This is a genomic window from Pantoea alfalfae (assembly GCF_019880205.1).
Taxonomy (GTDB): domain Bacteria; phylum Pseudomonadota; class Gammaproteobacteria; order Enterobacterales; family Enterobacteriaceae; genus Pantoea; species Pantoea alfalfae.
In genome coordinates this window covers 455,670-472,551 of the sequence record NZ_CP082292.1, presented here as the reverse complement: position 1 = coordinate 472,551, position 16,882 = coordinate 455,670, and the positions used below count along the sequence as shown (strand labels likewise).

The 16,882-nt window shown below is 50.5% G+C and carries 31 protein-coding genes and 1 pseudogene; all 32 read right to left on the bottom strand.

Annotation, left to right across the window (positions count from 1 at the left end; all coding sequences use genetic code 11):
- Positions 1–142: 142 nt before the first annotated feature.
- Positions 143–217, bottom strand: a pseudogene (arfA, locus tag K6R05_RS22355) (alternative ribosome rescue factor ArfA); the annotation flags it as partial.
- 59 nt (positions 218–276) lie between these two features.
- Positions 277–693, bottom strand: a complete 417-nt coding sequence (gene zntR, locus K6R05_RS02285; RefSeq protein ID WP_161736567.1) for a Zn(2+)-responsive transcriptional regulator — start codon at positions 691–693, stop codon at positions 277–279.
- Positions 694–1,065, bottom strand: a complete 372-nt coding sequence (locus K6R05_RS02280; protein WP_222924925.1) for a DnaJ family domain-containing protein — start codon at positions 1,063–1,065, stop codon at positions 694–696.
- Positions 1,066–1,161: 96 nt separating this feature from the next.
- Positions 1,162–1,548, bottom strand: coding sequence for a 50S ribosomal protein L17 (gene rplQ, locus K6R05_RS02275; protein WP_003850180.1), 387 nt, complete (start codon positions 1,546–1,548; stop codon positions 1,162–1,164).
- A gap of 40 nt (positions 1,549–1,588) precedes the next feature.
- Complete coding sequence (locus K6R05_RS02270) at positions 1,589–2,578, bottom strand: DNA-directed RNA polymerase subunit alpha (RefSeq protein ID WP_003850179.1); 990 nt, start codon at positions 2,576–2,578, stop codon at positions 1,589–1,591.
- Between the two features lie 25 nt (positions 2,579–2,603).
- Positions 2,604–3,224 (bottom strand): 30S ribosomal protein S4, encoded by a 621-nt coding sequence (gene rpsD, locus K6R05_RS02265; protein ID WP_008927131.1) that lies wholly within the window; start codon positions 3,222–3,224, stop codon positions 2,604–2,606.
- Between the two features lie 32 nt (positions 3,225–3,256).
- Positions 3,257–3,646 carry a 30S ribosomal protein S11 gene (gene rpsK / locus K6R05_RS02260; RefSeq protein ID WP_004160563.1) on the bottom strand — a complete coding sequence of 130 codons (390 nt, stop codon included), beginning with the start codon at positions 3,644–3,646 and terminating at the stop codon, positions 3,257–3,259.
- Between the two features lie 16 nt (positions 3,647–3,662).
- Positions 3,663–4,019 carry a 30S ribosomal protein S13 gene (gene rpsM / locus K6R05_RS02255; RefSeq protein ID WP_003850176.1) on the bottom strand — a complete coding sequence of 119 codons (357 nt, stop codon included), beginning with the start codon at positions 4,017–4,019 and terminating at the stop codon, positions 3,663–3,665.
- Between the two features lie 146 nt (positions 4,020–4,165).
- The gene (gene rpmJ, locus K6R05_RS02250; protein WP_010252805.1) at positions 4,166–4,282 is read right to left on the bottom strand and encodes a 50S ribosomal protein L36; all 117 of its coding nucleotides are present in this window, start codon (positions 4,280–4,282) and stop codon (positions 4,166–4,168) included.
- A 32-nt stretch (positions 4,283–4,314) separates the two neighbouring features.
- Positions 4,315–5,646: a preprotein translocase subunit SecY gene (gene secY / locus K6R05_RS02245; protein WP_003850175.1), complete on the bottom strand. Its 1,332-nt coding sequence runs from the start codon at positions 5,644–5,646 to the stop codon at positions 4,315–4,317.
- Positions 5,647–5,653: 7 nt separating this feature from the next.
- Entirely contained in the window at positions 5,654–6,088 is a 435-nt protein-coding gene (rplO, locus tag K6R05_RS02240) for a 50S ribosomal protein L15 (RefSeq protein ID WP_003850168.1), read from the bottom strand.
- A 3-nt stretch (positions 6,089–6,091) separates the two neighbouring features.
- Positions 6,092–6,271 (bottom strand): 50S ribosomal protein L30, encoded by a 180-nt coding sequence (gene rpmD, locus K6R05_RS02235; protein ID WP_003850166.1) that lies wholly within the window; start codon positions 6,269–6,271, stop codon positions 6,092–6,094.
- Positions 6,272–6,276: 5 nt separating this feature from the next.
- On the bottom strand, positions 6,277–6,777 hold the full coding sequence (gene rpsE, locus K6R05_RS02230; RefSeq protein WP_003850164.1) for a 30S ribosomal protein S5: 501 nt from the start codon (positions 6,775–6,777) through the stop codon (positions 6,277–6,279).
- A 14-nt stretch (positions 6,778–6,791) separates the two neighbouring features.
- The gene (gene rplR, locus K6R05_RS02225; protein WP_003850163.1) at positions 6,792–7,145 is read right to left on the bottom strand and encodes a 50S ribosomal protein L18; all 354 of its coding nucleotides are present in this window, start codon (positions 7,143–7,145) and stop codon (positions 6,792–6,794) included.
- A 9-nt stretch (positions 7,146–7,154) separates the two neighbouring features.
- Positions 7,155–7,688 (bottom strand): 50S ribosomal protein L6, encoded by a 534-nt coding sequence (gene rplF / locus K6R05_RS02220; protein ID WP_013359237.1) that lies wholly within the window; start codon positions 7,686–7,688, stop codon positions 7,155–7,157.
- A 13-nt stretch (positions 7,689–7,701) separates the two neighbouring features.
- On the bottom strand, positions 7,702–8,094 hold the full coding sequence (gene rpsH / locus K6R05_RS02215) for a 30S ribosomal protein S8 (RefSeq protein ID WP_003850158.1): 393 nt from the start codon (positions 8,092–8,094) through the stop codon (positions 7,702–7,704).
- Positions 8,095–8,126: 32 nt separating this feature from the next.
- A complete protein-coding gene (rpsN, locus tag K6R05_RS02210) occupies positions 8,127–8,432 on the bottom strand; it encodes a 30S ribosomal protein S14 (RefSeq protein WP_008927132.1) in 306 nt (101 codons plus the stop codon).
- 14 nt (positions 8,433–8,446) lie between these two features.
- Positions 8,447–8,986 carry a 50S ribosomal protein L5 gene (gene rplE, locus K6R05_RS02205; RefSeq protein ID WP_003850155.1) on the bottom strand — a complete coding sequence of 180 codons (540 nt, stop codon included), beginning with the start codon at positions 8,984–8,986 and terminating at the stop codon, positions 8,447–8,449.
- Between the two features lie 14 nt (positions 8,987–9,000).
- Entirely contained in the window at positions 9,001–9,315 is a 315-nt protein-coding gene (gene rplX / locus K6R05_RS02200; protein WP_003850150.1) for a 50S ribosomal protein L24, read from the bottom strand.
- Between the two features lie 10 nt (positions 9,316–9,325).
- Positions 9,326–9,697, bottom strand: coding sequence for a 50S ribosomal protein L14 (rplN, locus tag K6R05_RS02195; protein WP_006120590.1), 372 nt, complete (start codon positions 9,695–9,697; stop codon positions 9,326–9,328).
- A gap of 248 nt (positions 9,698–9,945) precedes the next feature.
- A complete protein-coding gene (locus K6R05_RS02190; protein ID WP_161736569.1) occupies positions 9,946–11,298 on the bottom strand; it encodes an 8-oxoguanine deaminase in 1,353 nt (450 codons plus the stop codon).
- A gap of 358 nt (positions 11,299–11,656) precedes the next feature.
- Positions 11,657–11,911, bottom strand: a complete 255-nt coding sequence (gene rpsQ, locus K6R05_RS02185; protein WP_003850147.1) for a 30S ribosomal protein S17 — start codon at positions 11,909–11,911, stop codon at positions 11,657–11,659.
- Positions 11,911–12,102 (bottom strand): 50S ribosomal protein L29, encoded by a 192-nt coding sequence (gene rpmC, locus K6R05_RS02180; protein WP_003850146.1) that lies wholly within the window; start codon positions 12,100–12,102, stop codon positions 11,911–11,913. Before rpmC ends, rpsQ begins: the two co-directional genes overlap by 1 nt.
- On the bottom strand, positions 12,102–12,512 hold the full coding sequence (rplP, locus tag K6R05_RS02175; protein ID WP_008927134.1) for a 50S ribosomal protein L16: 411 nt from the start codon (positions 12,510–12,512) through the stop codon (positions 12,102–12,104). The genes rpmC and rplP overlap by 1 nt, the downstream gene beginning before the upstream one ends.
- Before the next feature lie 12 nt (positions 12,513–12,524).
- On the bottom strand, positions 12,525–13,223 hold the full coding sequence (gene rpsC / locus K6R05_RS02170; RefSeq protein WP_008927135.1) for a 30S ribosomal protein S3: 699 nt from the start codon (positions 13,221–13,223) through the stop codon (positions 12,525–12,527).
- A 17-nt stretch (positions 13,224–13,240) separates the two neighbouring features.
- Positions 13,241–13,573, bottom strand: coding sequence for a 50S ribosomal protein L22 (gene rplV / locus K6R05_RS02165; RefSeq protein WP_008927136.1), 333 nt, complete (start codon positions 13,571–13,573; stop codon positions 13,241–13,243).
- 13 nt (positions 13,574–13,586) lie between these two features.
- The gene (gene rpsS, locus K6R05_RS02160; RefSeq protein WP_001138115.1) at positions 13,587–13,865 is read right to left on the bottom strand and encodes a 30S ribosomal protein S19; all 279 of its coding nucleotides are present in this window, start codon (positions 13,863–13,865) and stop codon (positions 13,587–13,589) included.
- A gap of 16 nt (positions 13,866–13,881) precedes the next feature.
- Entirely contained in the window at positions 13,882–14,703 is an 822-nt protein-coding gene (gene rplB / locus K6R05_RS02155; RefSeq protein ID WP_008927137.1) for a 50S ribosomal protein L2, read from the bottom strand.
- 17 nt (positions 14,704–14,720) lie between these two features.
- A complete protein-coding gene (gene rplW / locus K6R05_RS02150) occupies positions 14,721–15,023 on the bottom strand; it encodes a 50S ribosomal protein L23 (RefSeq protein ID WP_003850708.1) in 303 nt (100 codons plus the stop codon).
- Positions 15,020–15,625 carry a 50S ribosomal protein L4 gene (gene rplD / locus K6R05_RS02145; RefSeq protein WP_003850711.1) on the bottom strand — a complete coding sequence of 202 codons (606 nt, stop codon included), beginning with the start codon at positions 15,623–15,625 and terminating at the stop codon, positions 15,020–15,022. The genes rplW and rplD overlap by 4 nt, the downstream gene beginning before the upstream one ends.
- Before the next feature lie 10 nt (positions 15,626–15,635).
- A complete protein-coding gene (rplC, locus tag K6R05_RS02140) occupies positions 15,636–16,265 on the bottom strand; it encodes a 50S ribosomal protein L3 (protein ID WP_003850712.1) in 630 nt (209 codons plus the stop codon).
- A 32-nt stretch (positions 16,266–16,297) separates the two neighbouring features.
- Positions 16,298–16,609: a 30S ribosomal protein S10 gene (rpsJ, locus tag K6R05_RS02135; RefSeq protein ID WP_001181005.1), complete on the bottom strand. Its 312-nt coding sequence runs from the start codon at positions 16,607–16,609 to the stop codon at positions 16,298–16,300.
- Positions 16,610–16,882 lie beyond the last annotated feature (273 nt).

Sequence of the window (16,882 nt, the reverse complement as noted above, 5' to 3'; positions counted from 1 at the left end):
ACGGCGTTTTTTTTACTGAAAAAGTAGAAGGGCAGTGATAAGACGCTTTCTTATCACTGCCCTCCCATCCCGTCCCCTTACCATGTTTCTCTTTCCGCTTAAAACTGCCCTTACCCTTTTGCTTCTGTTCAATACGCTGTCGAAATAACGGGTCGTGCAGCAGAGCCTGAATCGCGTTATCGCGAATTTGCCCTTTAGTGTGCTGATATTTACTCATAACGCCTCCTGTCGAGATGGTCAGATACTCTATTCCATTGCAGCAAAATAACAAGATGCTTATTTACTCAATGCCTCTCCCCGCTCAAGCGCCTCAAGAATTGAGCACGAAATGCTACTGTGACTGTCACCACAACACGCGTCCGAGAGGTGACGCAGAGAACGTTGCATCGTTTCCAATTCTGCGATCATCTGAGCCACTTCACTTAGCCGTTTTTCAACGATCGCTTTCGATTCCTGACAGGTATGATGCGCAGGATCGACCCTTATAGAAAGTAGCTCTCTGATGGCTTCAAGGCTAAATCCGAGTTTACGACCGTAGCGAATAAATTTCAGACGCTGAAGATCGGCCTCGGTATAAAGGCGAAATCCCCCTTCCGTACGACCGTCATGATCCATCATCTGCTGTTTTTCATAAAAACGGATGGTGTCTGGCGTCACCTCTGCAAGCTTAGCTAACTGACCGATGCGAAACATTTACTCCTCCTCGCGGAAACGATGCTCAATAGCAGTAGAATAACTGCCATGAAGAAAATCGGTACTGATACCCGCCTGGCGTAATCTTAGCTCCAGCACCTGAAGCCGATGACAATGATCCTGATAGTGTTGATCCGCAGGATCGAGGTTGCGAATAAGATCGTTAACTTCCAAGGCTTCACGTCTGAGCTCAAGCTCCGGCGGCAGAAAGCCCGAATTTTTCAGCAACCGGTAGCCCGCTCTTAACTCAGGCGGAACATGACTGTCATCATCCAGCTGCAGTGGCTTACCAGAGCCGGGAAGATTACTCAGCTCGCCTTTTTCCAGCGCCGCTTTGATGTGCTGTTCAGCAAGTTCATCAACCAGCCACATAGTTAGCTCCTTTGAACATGAAAAGAGTAAGTTCTAAGGTAGTAAATTTCAGGCAATAAAAAACCCGCCGAAGCGGGTTTTTTACGTTGCTACAGATTACTCTGCGGCTGCTTCTGCTTGAGCTTCTGGACGATCAACCAGCTCGATGTAAGCCATCGGAGCGTTGTCACCAGCACGGAAGCCACACTTCAGAATACGAGTGTAACCACCGGCACGGCTCGCGAAACGCGGGCCCAGCTCATTAAACAGTTTTGCCACGATCTCGTTATCACGAGTACGGGCGAATGCCAGACGACGATTAGCTACGCTGTCGGTCTTGGCAAGAGTAATCAGCGGCTCAACTACGCGACGCAGTTCTTTGGCTTTCGGCAGAGTCGTTTTGATGATCTCATGACGAACCAGAGAACCGGCCATGTTGCGGAACATAGCCTGACGATGGCTGCTGTTGCGGTTCAGTTGACGACCACTCTTACGATGGCGCATGACCTTATCCTTCTCAGTGAAACCTTAACCTGTGATCTGATTATTCATCAGCAATGCTTGCTGGCGGCCAGTTCTCAAGGCGCATGCCCAGAGAAAGACCACGCGAAGCCAGCACATCTTTAATCTCAGTAAGAGATTTTTTACCAAGGTTAGGCGTTTTAAGCAGCTCAACCTCGGTACGCTGTACCAGATCACCGATGTAGTGGATAGCTTCTGCCTTAAGGCAGTTAGCAGAGCGGACAGTCAATTCCAGATCGTCAACAGGGCGCAGCAGGATCGGATCGAATTCTGGTTTCTCTTCTTTAACTTCCGGCTGACGTACATCACGTAAGTCAACGAAAGCTTCAAGTTGTTCTGCCAGAATGGTTGCCGCACGACGAATCGCCTCTTCAGGATCGATTGTGCCGTTGGTTTCCATTTCGATGACCAGCTTGTCCAGGTCGGTGCGCTGCTCTACTCGCGCTGCTTCAACATTGTAGGCGATACGGTCTACAGGGCTATAGCAAGCGTCAACTAACAGGCGGCCGATTGGGCGCTCATCTTCTTCCGAATGAATTCGGGCAGAAGCCGGCACATAGCCACGTCCACGCTGAACTTTGATACGCATGCTGATAGCCGCGTTCTCATCGGTCAGATGGCAAATGACATGCTGAGGCTTGACGATTTCGACATCACCATCATGGGTAATGTCGGCTGCAGTCACAGGGCCAATGCCAGATTTATTCAGGGTCAGAATAACTTCATCTTTACCCTGAACTCTTACCGCCAGCCCTTTCAGGTTGAGCAGGATTTCCAGGATATCTTCCTGTACGCCCTCTTTGGTGCTGTACTCATGAAGTACACCATCAATTTCAACCTCGGTCACCGCGCAACCCGGCATGGATGAAAGCAGAATACGGCGCAGTGCGTTACCAAGAGTATGGCCAAAGCCACGCTCTAAAGGCTCAAGGGTCACCTTGGCGTGCGTCGAACTCACTTGCTCGATATCTACCAGGCGCGGTTTTAGAAACTCTGTCACAGAACCCTGCATTGTGTCCTCTCTTTGGTACTAAGCTTTACTTGGAGTAAAGCTCGACGATCAGGTGTTCGTTAATGTCCGCAGACAGATCAGTACGTTCAGGAATACGCTTGAACACACCTTCCATCTTAGTCGCATCAACTTCCAGCCAGGTTGGCTTTTCACGCTGCTCAGCCAGCTCCAGAGCGGCCTTCACGCGAGATTGCTTTTTGGCTTTCTCACGGATGCTAACGACATCATTCGGAGATACCTGATAAGAAGCGATGTTAACAACGCGGCCATTTACCAGAACAGACTTATGGCTTACCAGCTGACGTGCTTCCGCACGAGTGGCACCAAAGCCCATACGATAAACTACGTTGTCCAGACGACCTTCCAGCAGAGCCAACAGGTTTTCACCGGTGTTGCCTTTCAGACGAGCTGCTTCTTTATAATAGTTACGGAACTGACGCTCCAGCACGCCGTAGATACGACGAACTTTCTGCTTTTCACGTAACTGACCGCCGTAATCAGACAGACGCGGTTTACGCGCACCATGCTGACCAGGGGCTTGTTCAATCTTACACTTGGAATCAATCGCGCGAACGCCAGACTTAAGGAATAAGTCAGTGCCCTCACGACGGCTCAGCTTGAGCTTAGGACCCAAATATCTTGCCATTTTCTTTCTCCAACTATCCTAAAAAACGGGCGTTATACGCGACGTTTTTTCGGCGGACGACAACCGTTATGAGGGATCGGAGTCACATCAGTAATATTAGTGATGCGGAAACCAGCGGCGTTCAAAGCACGAATCGTAGATTCGCGACCTGGACCCGGACCCTTTACCATAACTTCCAGGTTCTTAATTCCGTAATCTTTTACCGCTTCTGCACAGCGCTCTGCAGCGACCTGAGCAGCAAACGGAGTGGATTTACGTGAACCGCGGAAACCGGAACCACCGGCGGTTGCCCAACCCAGTGCGTTACCCTGACGATCAGTAATGGTAACGATGGTGTTGTTAAAAGAAGCATGGACATGAGCCACGCCATCTGAGACTTGTTTTCTTACACGCTTGCGTGCACGAACTGGTGCCTTTGCCATTATTTACTCACCCCGATTATTTCTTGATCGGTTTACGCGGACCCTTACGGGTACGTGCGTTGGTCTTAGTACGCTGACCGCGAACCGGAAGACCACGACGATGGCGCAAACCACGGTAGCAACCAAGGTCCATAAGACGCTTGATGCTCAGGGTGATTTCACGGCGCAGATCACCTTCTACAACGAATTTCGCAACTGCATCACGCAGCTGATCAATTTGTTCTTCAGACAGCTCACTGATCTTAACATTTTCAGCAATACCCGTAGAAGCGCAGATGGCTTTTGAACGGGTTTTACCAATACCGAAGATCGAAGTTAATGCGATAACGGTATGTTTTTGATCAGGAATGTTAATGCCTGCTATACGGGCCACTATGCACTCCTATAATTAAACAAGCACGTCCCATGCTGAAAAGCCCGTTTTCAGGATACTCAAATGGAAACGTACTGACATACAAAAGATTGGCTGGCTAATCTAGCCAGCTCAACCCGACTTTGCAAGAAAAATATGTGACAAAATCAGCCTTGGCGCTGTTTATGCTTTGGCTCGGCGCTGCAGATCACACGTACGACACCGTCGCGACGAATGATTTTGCAGTTACGACATAATCTCTTGACGGAAGCACGAACTTTCATTTTTACTCTCCGTAACTTCTCAACCAACTGAATTAACGGCCGTAGCCTTTCAGGTTAGCTTTCTTCAGTGCCGACTCATACTGACTAGACATCATCAGAGTTTGCACTTGAGCCATAAAGTCCATGATGACGACAACTACGATGAGCAGTGAAGTACCGCCAAAGTAGAAGGGAACCTTCATCGCATCACGCATGAACTCCGGGATAAGGCAGATAAAAGTAATATACAGCGCGCCGATTAAGGTCAGTCGCGTCATCACTTTATCAATATACTTCGCCGTTTGCTCTCCCGGACGAATTCCCGGTACGAATGCACCAGACTTCTTCAGGTTATCTGCTGTTTCACGTGGGTTGAAAACCAACGCCGTATAGAAGAAACAGAAGAAGATGATTGCAGTCGCATAGAGTAGCACATAAAGCGGCTGTCCTGGCTGCAAATACAGCGAAATTGTTGTCAGCCAGTTCCAACCGGTACCGCCCCCAAACCACGATGCAATCGTTGCCGGGAACAGAATAATGCTGGAAGCAAAGATGGCTGGAATAACACCCGCCATATTCACTTTCAACGGTAAATGTGTGCTCTGTGCAGCGTAAACGCGACGACCCTGCTGACGTTTTGCGTAGTTCACCACAATGCGGCGCTGACCACGTTCAACGAAGATAACAAAGAAGGTCACTGCGAATACGAGTACTGCAACCAACAGCAACAGAAGGAAGTGCAGGTCGCCTTGCCGCGCTTGCTCGATGGTATGGCCAATGGCCGGCGGAAGACCCGCAACAATACCTGCGAAGATAATGATCGAAATACCGTTACCGATACCACGCTCAGTAATCTGTTCGCCCAGCCACATCAGGAACATTGTTCCTGAGACCAGACTCACAACAGCGGTAAAGTAGAAAGCAAAGCCTGGATTCATGACCAGGCCTTGCATCCCTGGCATATTCGGCAGACCGGTAGCAATACCGATCGACTGAAATATGGCCAATACCAACGTACCGTATCGGGTGTACTGGCTAATCTTGCGACGGCCAGCCTCACCTTCTTTCTTAATTTCCGCTAACGCCGGATGAACCACCGTTAATAACTGGATGATAATCGATGCCGAAATATACGGCATGATACCCAGTGCGAAAATAGAAGCACGGCTGAGAGCACCACCAGAGAACATGTTAAACATTTCAATGATGGTGCCACGCTGTTGCTCAAGCAGTTTGGCAAGTACAGTGGCATCAATACCAGGGATTGGAATAAAAGAGCCAATACGGAAGACAATGAGTGCGCCGATTACAAACAGCAGTCTGCGTTTCAGCTCACCAAAGCCACCTTTGGCACTTTGAAAATCTAATCCCGGTTGTTTAGCCATCTGCTACTTATTCCTCGATTTTACCGCCAGCAGCTTCGATTGCAGCACGAGCACCTTTGGTGACACGCAGGCCGCGAACCGTTACCGGTGTAGATACTTCACCAGACAGAATTACTTTAACGAATTCAATCTGAACACCGACAATGTTGGCTGCTTTCAGCGCGTTCAGGTCGACGATACCGCCTTCAACTTTCGCCAGATCAGACAGACGAATCTCTGTGGTGATCATTGCTTTGCGAGAGGTGAAACCGAACTTCGGCAGACGACGGTACAGAGGCATCTGACCACCTTCGAAACCGCGACGTACGCCACCGCCAGAACGTGAGTTCTGACCTTTGTGACCACGACCACCGGTTTTTCCGAGGCCAGAACCGATACCACGACCCAGACGCTTGGTAGCGTGCTTAGACCCTTCGGCCGGAGACAGAGTATTTAAACGCATCTCTTACTCCTCCACTTTAACCATATAGGAAACCGCGTTAACCATACCGCGTACTGCAGGCGTGTCTTCACGCTCAACGGTGTGGCCAATACGACGCAGACCCAGGCCAACCAGAGTGGCTTTATGCTTAGGCAAGCGGCCGATTGAACTACGGGTTTGAGTGATTTTAATAGTCTTAGCCATCGTGATTACCCCAGAATTTCTTCAACGGATTTACCACGCTTAGCAGCGACCATTTCCGGAGATTTCATATTGCCCAGGCCGTCGATAGTTGCACGAACCACGTTAATCGGGTTAGTAGAACCATAGGCTTTTGCCAGTACGTTATGAACTCCAGCGACTTCCAGAACGGCGCGCATTGCACCACCGGCGATGATACCGGTACCTTCTGAAGCCGGCTGCATGAACACGCGGGAACCCGTGTGTGCACCTTTAACAGGGTGCTGCAGGGTGCCGTTGGTCAGCGCGACGTTAACCATGTTGCGACGGGCTTTCTCCATCGCTTTCTGGATCGCTGCTGGAACTTCACGCGCTTTACCGTAACCAAAACCTACGCGACCATTACCATCGCCTACCACAGTCAGTGCTGTGAAGGAGAAGATACGACCACCTTTAACAGTTTTAGAAACACGGTTTACCGCGATCAGTTTTTCCTGCAGTTCGCCAGCTTGTTTCTCGATGTGTGCCATCTTAGACCTCTACCTTAGAACTGAAGGCCAGCTTCACGGGCAGCATCTGCCAGTGCCTGGACGCGACCATGATATTGGAAACCGGAACGGTCGAAAGAAACACCAGTGATGCCTTTTTCGATTGCGCGTTCTGCGATAGCTTTACCTACTGCAGCTGCGGCTTCTTTATTACCGGTATACTTCAGTTGTTCAGTGATAGCTTTTTCTACAGTAGAAGCAGCGACCAGAACTTCGGAACCATTCGGGGCGATTACCTGTGCGTAAATATGACGCGGGGTACGATGTACCACCAGGCGAGTAGCACCCAGCTCTTTGAGCTTGCGACGTGCACGGGTCGCACGACGGATACGAGCAGATTTCTTATCCATAGTGTTACCTTACTTCTTCTTAGCCTCTTTGGTACGCACGACTTCGTCGGCGTAACGGACACCCTTGCCTTTATAAGGCTCAGGACGACGGTAGGCGCGCAGGTCCGCAGCAACCTGACCAATCAGCTGTTTATCAGCGCCTTTCAGCACGATCTCAGTCTGAGTTGGACATTCTGCAGTGATACCCGCGGGCAGCTGGTGATCGACTGGATGAGAAAAGCCCAGAGACAGGTTTACCACGTCGCCTTTAACGGCTGCACGATAACCTACACCAACCAGCTGCAGCTTCTTAGTGAAGCCTTCGGTAACACCGATAACCATTGCGTTCAGCAGCGCGCGAGAAGTACCCGCCTGCGCCCAGCCGTCAACGAAACCTTCGCGCGGAGCGAAAGTCAGAGCGTTGTCAGCATGTTTAACTTCAACAGCATCATTGATAGTACGAGTCAGCTCGCCGTTTTTACCTTTAATCGAAATTACCTGACCGTCGAGTTTTACCTCTACGCCGGCAGGAACAACGACAGGTGCTTTAGCAACACGAGACATATGTATCCTCCGATTACGCTACGTAGCAGATAATTTCGCCACCAAGACCTGCCTGGCGCGCTGCACGATCAGTCATGACACCTTTAGATGTAGAAACTACAGCGATGCCCATACCAGCCATTACCTTTGGCAGCTCATCTTTTTTCTTATAGATGCGCAGGCCAGGACGGCTTACTCGCTGAATGCTTTCTACAACAGCTTTGCCCTGAAAATACTTGAGAGTAAGTTCCAGTTCCAGCTTGATGTCGCCTTCGATTTTGAAATCTTCAATATATCCTTCTTCCTTCAGAACGTTGGCAATTGCCAATTTCAGCTTGGAGGAAGGCATGGTGACCGCAACTTTGTTCGCGGCCTGACCGTTACGGATACGGGTCAGCATATCCGCGATCGGATCTTGCATGCTCATCTGTGTTACTCCCGTGATTCAATTGGTGACAATTACCAGCTAGCCTTTTTCAGACCCGGAATTTCACCGCGCATGGCGGCTTCGCGGACCTTGATACGGCTCAACCCAAACTTCCGCAGGAAACCGTGCGGACGACCTGTTTGACGGCAGCGGTTACGCTGACGTGAAGGGCTGGAATCACGCGGCAGACTCTGCAGCTTCAGAACAGCATCCCAACGGTCTTCGTCGGAAGCGTTCACATCAGAGATGATCGCTTTCAGTTCAGCGCGTTTAGCGAAGAATTTGTCTGCTAATTTTGCACGCTTAACTTCGCGCGCTTTCATAGATTGCTTAGCCATTAAGTAACCCTACCTTACTTACGGAACGGGAAGTCAAAGGCAGCCAGCAGAGCACGGCCTTCATCATCAGATTTCGCAGTAGTGGTAATGGTGATATCCAAACCACGAACGCGATCGACTTTGTCGTAGTCGATTTCTGGGAAGATGATCTGCTCACGTACACCCATGCTGTAGTTGCCACGACCATCGAATGACTTAGCGGACAAGCCACGGAAGTCACGGATACGTGGAACTGCAATGGTGACCAGACGCTCAAAGAACTCCCACATGCGCTCGCCACGCAGAGTTACTTTACAGCCGATCGGATAGCCCTGACGGATTTTGAAGCCTGCAACTGATTTGCGTGCTTTGGTGACCAGCGGTTTTTGACCGGAGATTGCTGCCAGGTCTGCTGCTGCATTATCCAGCAGTTTCTTGTCAGCGATCGCTTCACCAACACCCATGTTCAGGGTGATCTTCTCGACCCGAGGGACTTGCATGACAGAATTGTAGCCAAACTCTGTCATGAGTTTCTGGACTACTTCGTCTTTGTAGTAATCATGCAGTTTCGCCATCGTACTACTCCAAATTACTTGATAGTTTCGCTGTTAGACTTGAAGAAACGGACTTTTTTGCCGTCTTCGAATCTAAAGCCTACACGGTCAGCCTTACCAGTTGCCGCGTTGAACAGTGCAACGTTAGAAACCTGAATAGCAGCTTCTTTTTCAACGATGCCACCTGGTTGGTTCAGAGCCGGAACCGGCTTCTGATGTTTCTTAACCAGGTTGATACCTTCAACGATGACCTTACCAGAAGACAGGACATTCTTAACTTTACCGCGCTTACCTTTATCTTTACCGGTTAACACGATAACTTCGTCGTTACGACGGATTTTAGCTGCCATTGTTCGCTCCTTAGAGTACTTCTGGTGCCAGAGAGATAATTTTCATGAACTTTTCAGTACGAAGTTCACGAGTTACCGGCCCAAAAATACGCGTACCGATAGGCTGCTCACTGTTATTGTTCAGAATAACGCATGCATTACCATCGAAGCGAATGACAGAACCGTCCGGGCGACGAACACCCTTCCTGGTGCGCACCACTACCGCCTTCAGGACATCACCTTTTTTGACTTTACCACGAGGAATTGCTTCCTTGATGGTAACTTTGATGATGTCACCGACGCCTGCGTAGCGACGGTGCGAGCCACCCAGAACCTTGATACACATTACGCGACGTGCACCGGAGTTGTCGGCGACGTTCAGCATAGTCTGTTCTTGGATCATTTTAGTGCTCCGCTAATGTCAACTACTACTTCGGGACCTAAACCTCAGGTCGTTAGAAAGCCCCATAATTGAGGGCGCGGCATTGTAACACCGGTTCTCACAGATGGGTAGAAAAAATAAACGGCTCTCAATCGAGCCGCTGATTTTCCCTGATGACAGGGAGGGCGTATTCTAGGGAATAGTGCGAACAGTAGCAAATGTAATCTGCCTTATTTTTCGTCGCCTCCCTAATAAAGTGCCCTTATGACTCAACTAACCAGTTTTCTGGCCAGTTGGTTATGCTGATGCAGCACGGCTGGCAGTTCAATTCCGGCCAGTTGTCCGTTTCGCACCCTGACTTTTCCGTTGATGATGCTGTAAGCGACCTGCCCCGGATTACAGAACACCAGGGCGGCGACAGGATCGTGCCCCGCCCCGGCAAGACCAATGCGATTCAAATCAAAGATGGCCAGATCAGCCATCATGCCCGGCGCAATGGCGCCCACGTCATCGCGATTCAGCACTTTTGCTCCACCCAGCGTCGCCAGCTCCAGAGCCTGACGAGCCGTCATCGCATCCGGGCCGAAACCCACGCGTTGTAACAGCATTGCCTGACGTACCTCCGCTATCATGTCTGAGCTGTCATTGGAGGCTGACCCATCTACGCCCATACCGACATGGACACCGGCATCGCACATGTGGCGTATTGGTGCAATGCCCGAACCGAGCCGCATGTTTGAACAGGGACAGTGTGCGACGCCGGTTCCGGTGCGTGCAAAGAGCTCCATACCATACTGATCCAGTTTAACGCAGTGTGCATGCCAGACATCCGGCCCTACCCAGCCGAGGTCTTCAACGTACTGTGCTGGCGTCATGTGGAACTTTTCGCGGCTATATCGGATATCGTTGTCGTTCTCCGCCAGATGAGTATGCATCGAGACGTTGAAGCTGCGTGCCAGTGCAGCGGATTGTTTCATCAGTTCACGACTGACTGAGAACGGTGAACATGGGGCCACCACGATGCGTAACATCGAGCCGTGGCTGTCATCGTGATAGCGTTCAATCACACGCTGCGTATCCTTGATGATGGCGGCTTCATTCTCAACCAGCGAATCGGGCGGCAGACCTCCGAGGGATTTGCCCACACTCATGCTGCCCCGGCTGGCATGGAAACGCATGCCCATCAGTGCTGCAGCCTCAATGCTGTCGTCAAGCTTACAACCGTTAGGGTAGACATAGAGATGGTCACTGGTGGTGGTGCAACCGGAGAGCATTAACTCAGCCATCGAAATCTGCGTTGAGATATGAATCATCTCAGGCGTCAGGTTCTGCCACAGTGGGTAGAGGTGGGTCAGCCAGTTGAACAGTTCGCCGTTTTGTACCGCAGGAATAGCCCGGGTCAGGCTCTGATACATGTGATGATGCGTATTGATCAGCCCGGGGATAACAATGTGTCCCTGAAGGTCAATCATTTCATCCGCGCTATCAGGTAACGATCCTGCTTCCCCGACCGCAACGATTTGGTTCCCTTTAATCAGAATACTGGCGTTACGTATTTCCCGACGCTCGGCATCCATGCAGACCACGCATTCAGCGTTCTTTAGTAATAACGTTCGTTCCATGCTATTGCCTGTGGGTTGTGGGTGTGTACTACCCGATAATAGCGGCAGGCTTTTGGCAGAGCTAATAGCTGGTAACGCAGCTAACAGTGGTAATTTTAACAGTGACCGGCGTAAGCGATCATGATTCTCCATTTCCACGGCACATTTCCTTGTACAGTTATGATAACTCCGGCCTCAACAGACTGGAGCTTTCAGGTCACATCGCCTGAAGAGTCGCAGCTTAATCCTCGCCATTCCCTAAATTTGTGAGCGCCATCAAATCTGCTCTGCCGCAGGCACAAATGGATCAAGTCAGAATAAAAGGTAAAAAAAAACCCCCTGCCGAAGCAGAGGGTTTCCTCAGAAAAAACAATTCTTATTACAGAACCGCTTTCTCGATTACGCGAACCAGGGTCCAGGATTTAGTCTTGGACAGTGGACGGCATTCGCGGATTTCTACCACGTCACCAATTCCACATTCATTGTTCTCGTCATGGATGTGCAGCTTGGTCGTACGTTTGATGAATTTGCCGTAGATCGGGTGTTTCACGAAACGTTCGATAGCGACAACTGCAGATTTCTGCATTTTGTCACTTACTACACGACCCTGCAGAGTACGGATTTTATCGGTCATTACGAACCCGCCTTCTCAGTCAGTAAAGTCTTAACGCGTGCAACATCACGGCGAACCTGTTTCAGCAGATGAGTCTGCTGCAGTTGGCCAGATGCTGCCTGCATGCGCAGGTTAAATTGCTCACGCAGCAGATTAAGCAGCTCAGTGTTCAGCTCTTCAACGCTTTTTTCACGCAGCTCAGTTGCTTTCATTACATCACCGTCTTAGTTACAAAGGTGGTTTTGATAGGCAGTTTTGCTGCTGCCAGCTTGAATGCTTCACGGGCCAGCTCTTCTGGTACGCCGTCCATTTCATACAGGACTTTACCAGGCTGGATCAGGGCAACCCAATACTCTACGTTACCCTTACCTTTACCCATACGCACTTCCAGCGGCTTCTCGGTGATCGGTTTGTCCGGGAATACTCGGATCCAGATCTTACCTTGACGCTTAACTGCACGGGTCATAGCACGACGTGCTGCTTCGATCTGACGAGCAGTCAGACGACCACGGCCAACAGCTTTCAGACCGAAAGTACCGAAGCTGACATCCGTACCCGCAGCCAGACCGCGGTTACGGCCTTTGTGCACCTTACGGAATTTCGTACGCTTTGGTTGTAACATCAGCGACTCTCCTTACTTACGGCCTTTACGCTGCTGCTTTTTAGGTTGAGCAGCCGGTTCCGGTTGTTCAACAGCAGCCATACCACCCAGGATCTCACCTTTGAAGATCCATACCTTAACGCCGATTACACCATAAGTGGTGTGCGCTTCAGAGGTGTTGTAGTCAATGTCAGCACGCAGTGTGTGCAATGGCACGCGACCTTCACGATACCATTCGGTACGTGCGATCTCAGCGCCACCCAGACGGCCGCTAACTTCAACTTTAATACCCTTCGCGCCAAGACGCATGGCGTTCTGAACTGCACGCTTCATAGCACGACGGAACATCACACGACGCTCCAGCTGTGAAGTAATGCTGTCAGCTACCAGTTTCGCGTCCAGTTCCGGCTTGCGGACTTCGGCGATATTGATCTGTGCAGGAACGCCAGCGATTTTCGCGACGACCGTGCGCAGTTTTTCTACATCTTCGCCTTTCTTACCGATAACGATGCCCGGACGAGCGGTGTGAATAGTCACACGGATGCTCTTCGCTGGACGCTCGATAACGATACGAGAGACAGATGCTTTAGCCAGTTCTTTAGTCAGGAACTGACGTACTTTAAAATCGCTGTCCAGGTTGTCAGCGAATTCGTTGGTGTTCGCAAACCAGGTAGAGTTCCATGGTTTTACAATACCCAGGCGAATACCATTAGGATGTACTTTCTGACCCATTGCTAGTCTCCAGAGTCTCAGCGATCGGACACAACCACAGTAATGTGGCTGGTGCGCTTCAGGATGCGATCTGCACGACCTTTGGCACGCGGCATAATGCGTTTCATGGTCGGACCTTCATCAACGAAAATTTTCGTGATTTTCAGATCGTCGATATCAGCGCCATCGTTGTGTTCGGCGTTAGCAATGGCAGATTCCAGAACTTTTTTGACCAGTACAGCCGCTTTCTTATTGGTGTAGGTCAAAATGTCCAGTGCCTGCGACACTTTCTTACCGCGAATCAGGTCAGCAACAAGGCGAACCTTCTGAGCAGAAGAACGAGCGTGGCGATGTTGAGCTAAAGTTTCCATCTCTTCCTCCTACTTATTTCTTCTTGGCTTTTTTATCAGCCGCGTGACCGCGATAAGTACGTGTCGGCGCGAATTCACCCAGTTTGTGACCAACCATTTCGTCGGAAACAAAGACAGGAACGTGCTGACGACCATTATGGACAGCGATGGTCAAACCGATCATGTTAGGAAAGATCGTTGAACGACGGGACCAAGTGCGCAAAGGCTTCTTGTCACCGCTTTCCACCGCTTTCTCTACCTTCTTCAGCAAGTGCAGGTCAATAAAAGGACCTTTCTTGAGAGAACGTGGCATGGCTTATCCTCTAATATTATTTGCTACGGCGACGTACGATAAATTTATCAGTACGCTTGTTGCTACGGGTCTTCTTACCTTTGGTCTGAACGCCCCACGGAGTTACCGGGTGCTTACCAAAGTTACGACCTTCACCACCACCGTGCGGGTGATCAACTGGGTTCATCGCGGTACCACGAACGGTCGGACGAACACCACGCCAACGGGCTGCACCAGCTTTACCCAGAACGCGCAGCATATGCTCAGCGTTGCCGACTTCGCCCAGTGTTGCGCGGCAGTCAGACTCGACTTTACGCATTTCACCTGAACGCAGACGCAGGGTAACGTAAGAACCTTCACGCGCAACGATCTGCACGTAAGCACCAGCTGAGCGAGCAATCTGACCGCCTTTGCCTGGTTTCATTTCTACGTTATGCACGGTTGAACCCACCGGGATGTTACGCATCGGCAGAGTGTTACCTGCTTTGATCGCAGCATCAACGCCAGATTGGATCTGGTCGCCGGCTTTCAGGCCTTTAGGGGCCAGGATGTAACGGCGCTCGCCGTCTTTGTACAGAACCAGTGCGATGTTCGCAGAGCGGTTCGGATCGTACTCAAGACGTTCAACAACTGCCGGGATACCATCTTTGTTGCGTTTGAAGTCAACAATACGGTAAGCCTGCTTGTGACCACCACCGATATGACGGGTAGTGATACGACCATTGTTGTTACGGCCACCGGATTTGCTGTTTTTTTCTACCAGCGGGGCAAATGGTTTGCCCTTGTGCAGCTCCGCGTTTACCACTTTAACTACATGGCGACGACCCGGAGATGTCGGTTTACATTTAACAACTGCCATTGTCTTTCTCCTCCGACTTACTCAGCGCCGCCAGCGAAGTCCAGATTCTGGCCTTCTTTCAGGGTGACGTAAGCTTTTTTCCAGTCGCTACGACGACCGATACGCTGTCCTTGACGCTTAACTTTGCCCTTAACTACCAGGGTGTTTACGTCTTTAACTTCTACTTCGAACAGTTTCTCAACAGCAGCAACGATCTCTGCTTTGGTCGCGTCATTAGCAACTTTGAGAACGATGGTATTGGTTTTTTCCATCGCGCTAGATGCTTTTTCAGATACGTGCGGCGCGCGCAGTACTTTCAGCAGACGTTCTTCACGGATCATGCCAGCATCTCCTCAACTTGCTTAACTGCATCAGCAGTCATAACGACTTTGTCGAAGGCGATCAGGCTAACTGGATCGATACCGGATGCATCACGCACGTCAACCTTGTACAGGTTACGCGCAGCCAGGAACAGATTCTCATCCAGTTCACCGGTGATGATCAGCACGTCTTCCAGAGCCATGTCTTTCAGTTTCTGTACCAGCAGCTTGGTTTTCGGTGCTTCTACAGCAAATGATTCGACAACGATCAGACGATCTTGACGTACCAGTTCGGACAGGATGCTTTTCAGCGCGCCGCGGTACATCTTTTTGTTAACTTTTTGACTGTGGTCCTGCGGCTTCGCAGCAAAGGTCACGCCACCTGAACGCCAGATTGGGCTCTTTACAGAACCTGCACGCGCACGGCCGGTGCCTTTTTGACGCCATGGCTTTTTGCCTGAACCGGTTACTTCGGCGCGAGTTTTCTGCGCACGAGTACCCTGGCGGGCGCCAGATGCGTAAGCAACAACAACCTGGTGAACCAGCGCTTCGTTGAAATCACGACCGAAGGTAGTTTCGGAAACAGTCAGCGCGCTCTGCGCGTCTTTCAATACTAATTCCATTGCTATCCCCTTACGCCTTCACAGCTGGTTTAACGATCAGGTCGCTACCGGTAGCACCGGGAACTGCACCTTTAACCAGCAGCAGGTTGCGCTCAGCGTCAACACGTACTACGTCCAGACTCTGAACGGTTACGCGCTCATTACCCAGCTGACCTGCCATTTTCTTGCCTTTGAACACTTTGCCCGGAGTCTGGTTCTGACCGATAGAACCCGGAACGCGGTGAGACAAGGAGTTACCGTGAGTAGCGTCCTGGGTACGGAAGTTCCAGCGCTTAACGGTACCGGCGAAACCTTTACCTTTAGAGGTACCGGTTACGTCAACTTTCTTAACTTCAGCGAAAATCTCAACGCTGATGCTCTGACCTACAGAATACTCTTCACCTTCAGCGGTGCGGAATTCCCACAGGCCACGGCCAGCTTCAACGCCAGCTTTAGCAAAATGACCAGCTTCAGGTTTGGTCACACGGTTTGCTTTTTTAGCACCGGTGGTAACCTGAATTGCCTGGTAACCGTCGTTTTCCAGGCCTTTGACCTGAGTAACGCGGTTCGCTTCAACTTCGATTACGGTGACGGGGATAGAAACGCCATCTTCAGTGAAGATGCGGGTCATGCCCACTTTTTTACCGACTAAACCAATCATTGTTTCAACCTCTCAATCGCTCGATGACCTGATTAACCCAGGCTGATCTGCACGTCAACACCGGCAGCCAGATCCAGACGCATCAGAGCATCAACCGTTTTTTCAGTTGGCTCAACGATGTCTACCAGACGCTTGTGAGTGCGGATTTCGTACTGATCACGCGCATCTTTGTTAACGTGCGGAGAGATCAGAACAGTAAAACGCTCTTTGCGGGTTGGCAGCGGGATTGGACCACGAACCTGCGCACCAGTGCGCTTGGCGGTCTCAACGATTTCCGCGGTTGATTGATCGATCAGACGATGATCAAACGCTTTAAGACGGATACGGATTCTTTGGTTCTGCATGAGACCAGAGCTCCAAACTTTTTATAGACGAAAAAAATTACTACTCGAACCCATTACGATTGATGGGAGAGTGTAATCGTTCAGCATATAACTCCCCAATTGGGAGTATTGTCAGGCGGCCTATATTTCAGCCGTCTGCGATTCTGCTCGAATCGCGCCTGCAATATCTGCAGGCCCGCGCATTATACGTAAATCTGTTCAGGAAGCAACCCGTGTTGCGGTTTTCCCTGTTAAATAGTGGCCGGTTCTTGCGGCACGCGTCGCGTCGCAGTG

What these genes read in the sequence shown, in the direction of transcription:
- zntR (WP_161736567.1), bottom strand. Translation starts at nt 693, where the DNA reads ATGTTTCGCATCGGTCAGTTAGCTAAGCTTGCAGAGGTGACGCCAGAC.
- K6R05_RS02280 (WP_222924925.1), bottom strand. Translation starts at nt 1,065, where the DNA reads ATGTGGCTGGTTGATGAACTTGCTGAACAGCACATCAAAGCGGCGCTG.
- rplQ (WP_003850180.1), bottom strand. Translation starts at nt 1,548, where the DNA reads ATGCGCCATCGTAAGAGTGGTCGTCAACTGAACCGCAACAGCAGCCAT.
- K6R05_RS02270 (WP_003850179.1), bottom strand. Translation starts at nt 2,578, where the DNA reads ATGCAGGGTTCTGTGACAGAGTTTCTAAAACCGCGCCTGGTAGATATC.
- rpsD (WP_008927131.1), bottom strand. Translation starts at nt 3,224, where the DNA reads ATGGCAAGATATTTGGGTCCTAAGCTCAAGCTGAGCCGTCGTGAGGGC.
- rpsK (WP_004160563.1), bottom strand. Translation starts at nt 3,646, where the DNA reads ATGGCAAAGGCACCAGTTCGTGCACGCAAGCGTGTAAGAAAACAAGTC.
- rpmJ (WP_010252805.1), bottom strand. Translation starts at nt 4,282, where the DNA reads ATGAAAGTTCGTGCTTCCGTCAAGAGATTATGTCGTAACTGCAAAATC.
- secY (WP_003850175.1), bottom strand. Translation starts at nt 5,646, where the DNA reads ATGGCTAAACAACCGGGATTAGATTTTCAAAGTGCCAAAGGTGGCTTT.
- rplO (WP_003850168.1), bottom strand. Translation starts at nt 6,088, where the DNA reads ATGCGTTTAAATACTCTGTCTCCGGCCGAAGGGTCTAAGCACGCTACC.
- rpmD (WP_003850166.1), bottom strand. Translation starts at nt 6,271, where the DNA reads ATGGCTAAGACTATTAAAATCACTCAAACCCGTAGTTCAATCGGCCGC.
- rpsE (WP_003850164.1), bottom strand. Translation starts at nt 6,777, where the DNA reads ATGGCACACATCGAGAAACAAGCTGGCGAACTGCAGGAAAAACTGATC.
- rplR (WP_003850163.1), bottom strand. Translation starts at nt 7,145, where the DNA reads ATGGATAAGAAATCTGCTCGTATCCGTCGTGCGACCCGTGCACGTCGC.
- rplF (WP_013359237.1), bottom strand. Translation starts at nt 7,688, where the DNA reads ATGTCTCGTGTTGCTAAAGCACCTGTCGTTGTTCCTGCCGGCGTAGAG.
- rpsH (WP_003850158.1), bottom strand. Translation starts at nt 8,094, where the DNA reads ATGAGCATGCAAGATCCGATCGCGGATATGCTGACCCGTATCCGTAAC.
- rpsN (WP_008927132.1), bottom strand. Translation starts at nt 8,432, where the DNA reads ATGGCTAAGCAATCTATGAAAGCGCGCGAAGTTAAGCGTGCAAAATTA.
- rplE (WP_003850155.1), bottom strand. Translation starts at nt 8,986, where the DNA reads ATGGCGAAACTGCATGATTACTACAAAGACGAAGTAGTCCAGAAACTC.
- rplX (WP_003850150.1), bottom strand. Translation starts at nt 9,315, where the DNA reads ATGGCAGCTAAAATCCGTCGTAACGACGAAGTTATCGTGTTAACCGGT.
- rplN (WP_006120590.1), bottom strand. Translation starts at nt 9,697, where the DNA reads ATGATCCAAGAACAGACTATGCTGAACGTCGCCGACAACTCCGGTGCA.
- K6R05_RS02190 (WP_161736569.1), bottom strand. Translation starts at nt 11,298, where the DNA reads ATGGAACGAACGTTATTACTAAAGAACGCTGAATGCGTGGTCTGCATG.
- rpsQ (WP_003850147.1), bottom strand. Translation starts at nt 11,911, where the DNA reads ATGACCGATAAAATCCGTACTCTGCAGGGTCGTGTAGTAAGTGACAAA.
- rpmC (WP_003850146.1), bottom strand. Translation starts at nt 12,102, where the DNA reads ATGAAAGCAACTGAGCTGCGTGAAAAAAGCGTTGAAGAGCTGAACACT.
- rplP (WP_008927134.1), bottom strand. Translation starts at nt 12,512, where the DNA reads ATGTTACAACCAAAGCGTACGAAATTCCGTAAGGTGCACAAAGGCCGT.
- rpsC (WP_008927135.1), bottom strand. Translation starts at nt 13,223, where the DNA reads ATGGGTCAGAAAGTACATCCTAATGGTATTCGCCTGGGTATTGTAAAA.
- rplV (WP_008927136.1), bottom strand. Translation starts at nt 13,573, where the DNA reads ATGGAAACTTTAGCTCAACATCGCCACGCTCGTTCTTCTGCTCAGAAG.
- rpsS (WP_001138115.1), bottom strand. Translation starts at nt 13,865, where the DNA reads ATGCCACGTTCTCTCAAGAAAGGTCCTTTTATTGACCTGCACTTGCTG.
- rplB (WP_008927137.1), bottom strand. Translation starts at nt 14,703, where the DNA reads ATGGCAGTTGTTAAATGTAAACCGACATCTCCGGGTCGTCGCCATGTA.
- rplW (WP_003850708.1), bottom strand. Translation starts at nt 15,023, where the DNA reads ATGATCCGTGAAGAACGTCTGCTGAAAGTACTGCGCGCGCCGCACGTA.
- rplD (WP_003850711.1), bottom strand. Translation starts at nt 15,625, where the DNA reads ATGGAATTAGTATTGAAAGACGCGCAGAGCGCGCTGACTGTTTCCGAA.
- rplC (WP_003850712.1), bottom strand. Translation starts at nt 16,265, where the DNA reads ATGATTGGTTTAGTCGGTAAAAAAGTGGGCATGACCCGCATCTTCACT.
- rpsJ (WP_001181005.1), bottom strand. Translation starts at nt 16,609, where the DNA reads ATGCAGAACCAAAGAATCCGTATCCGTCTTAAAGCGTTTGATCATCGT.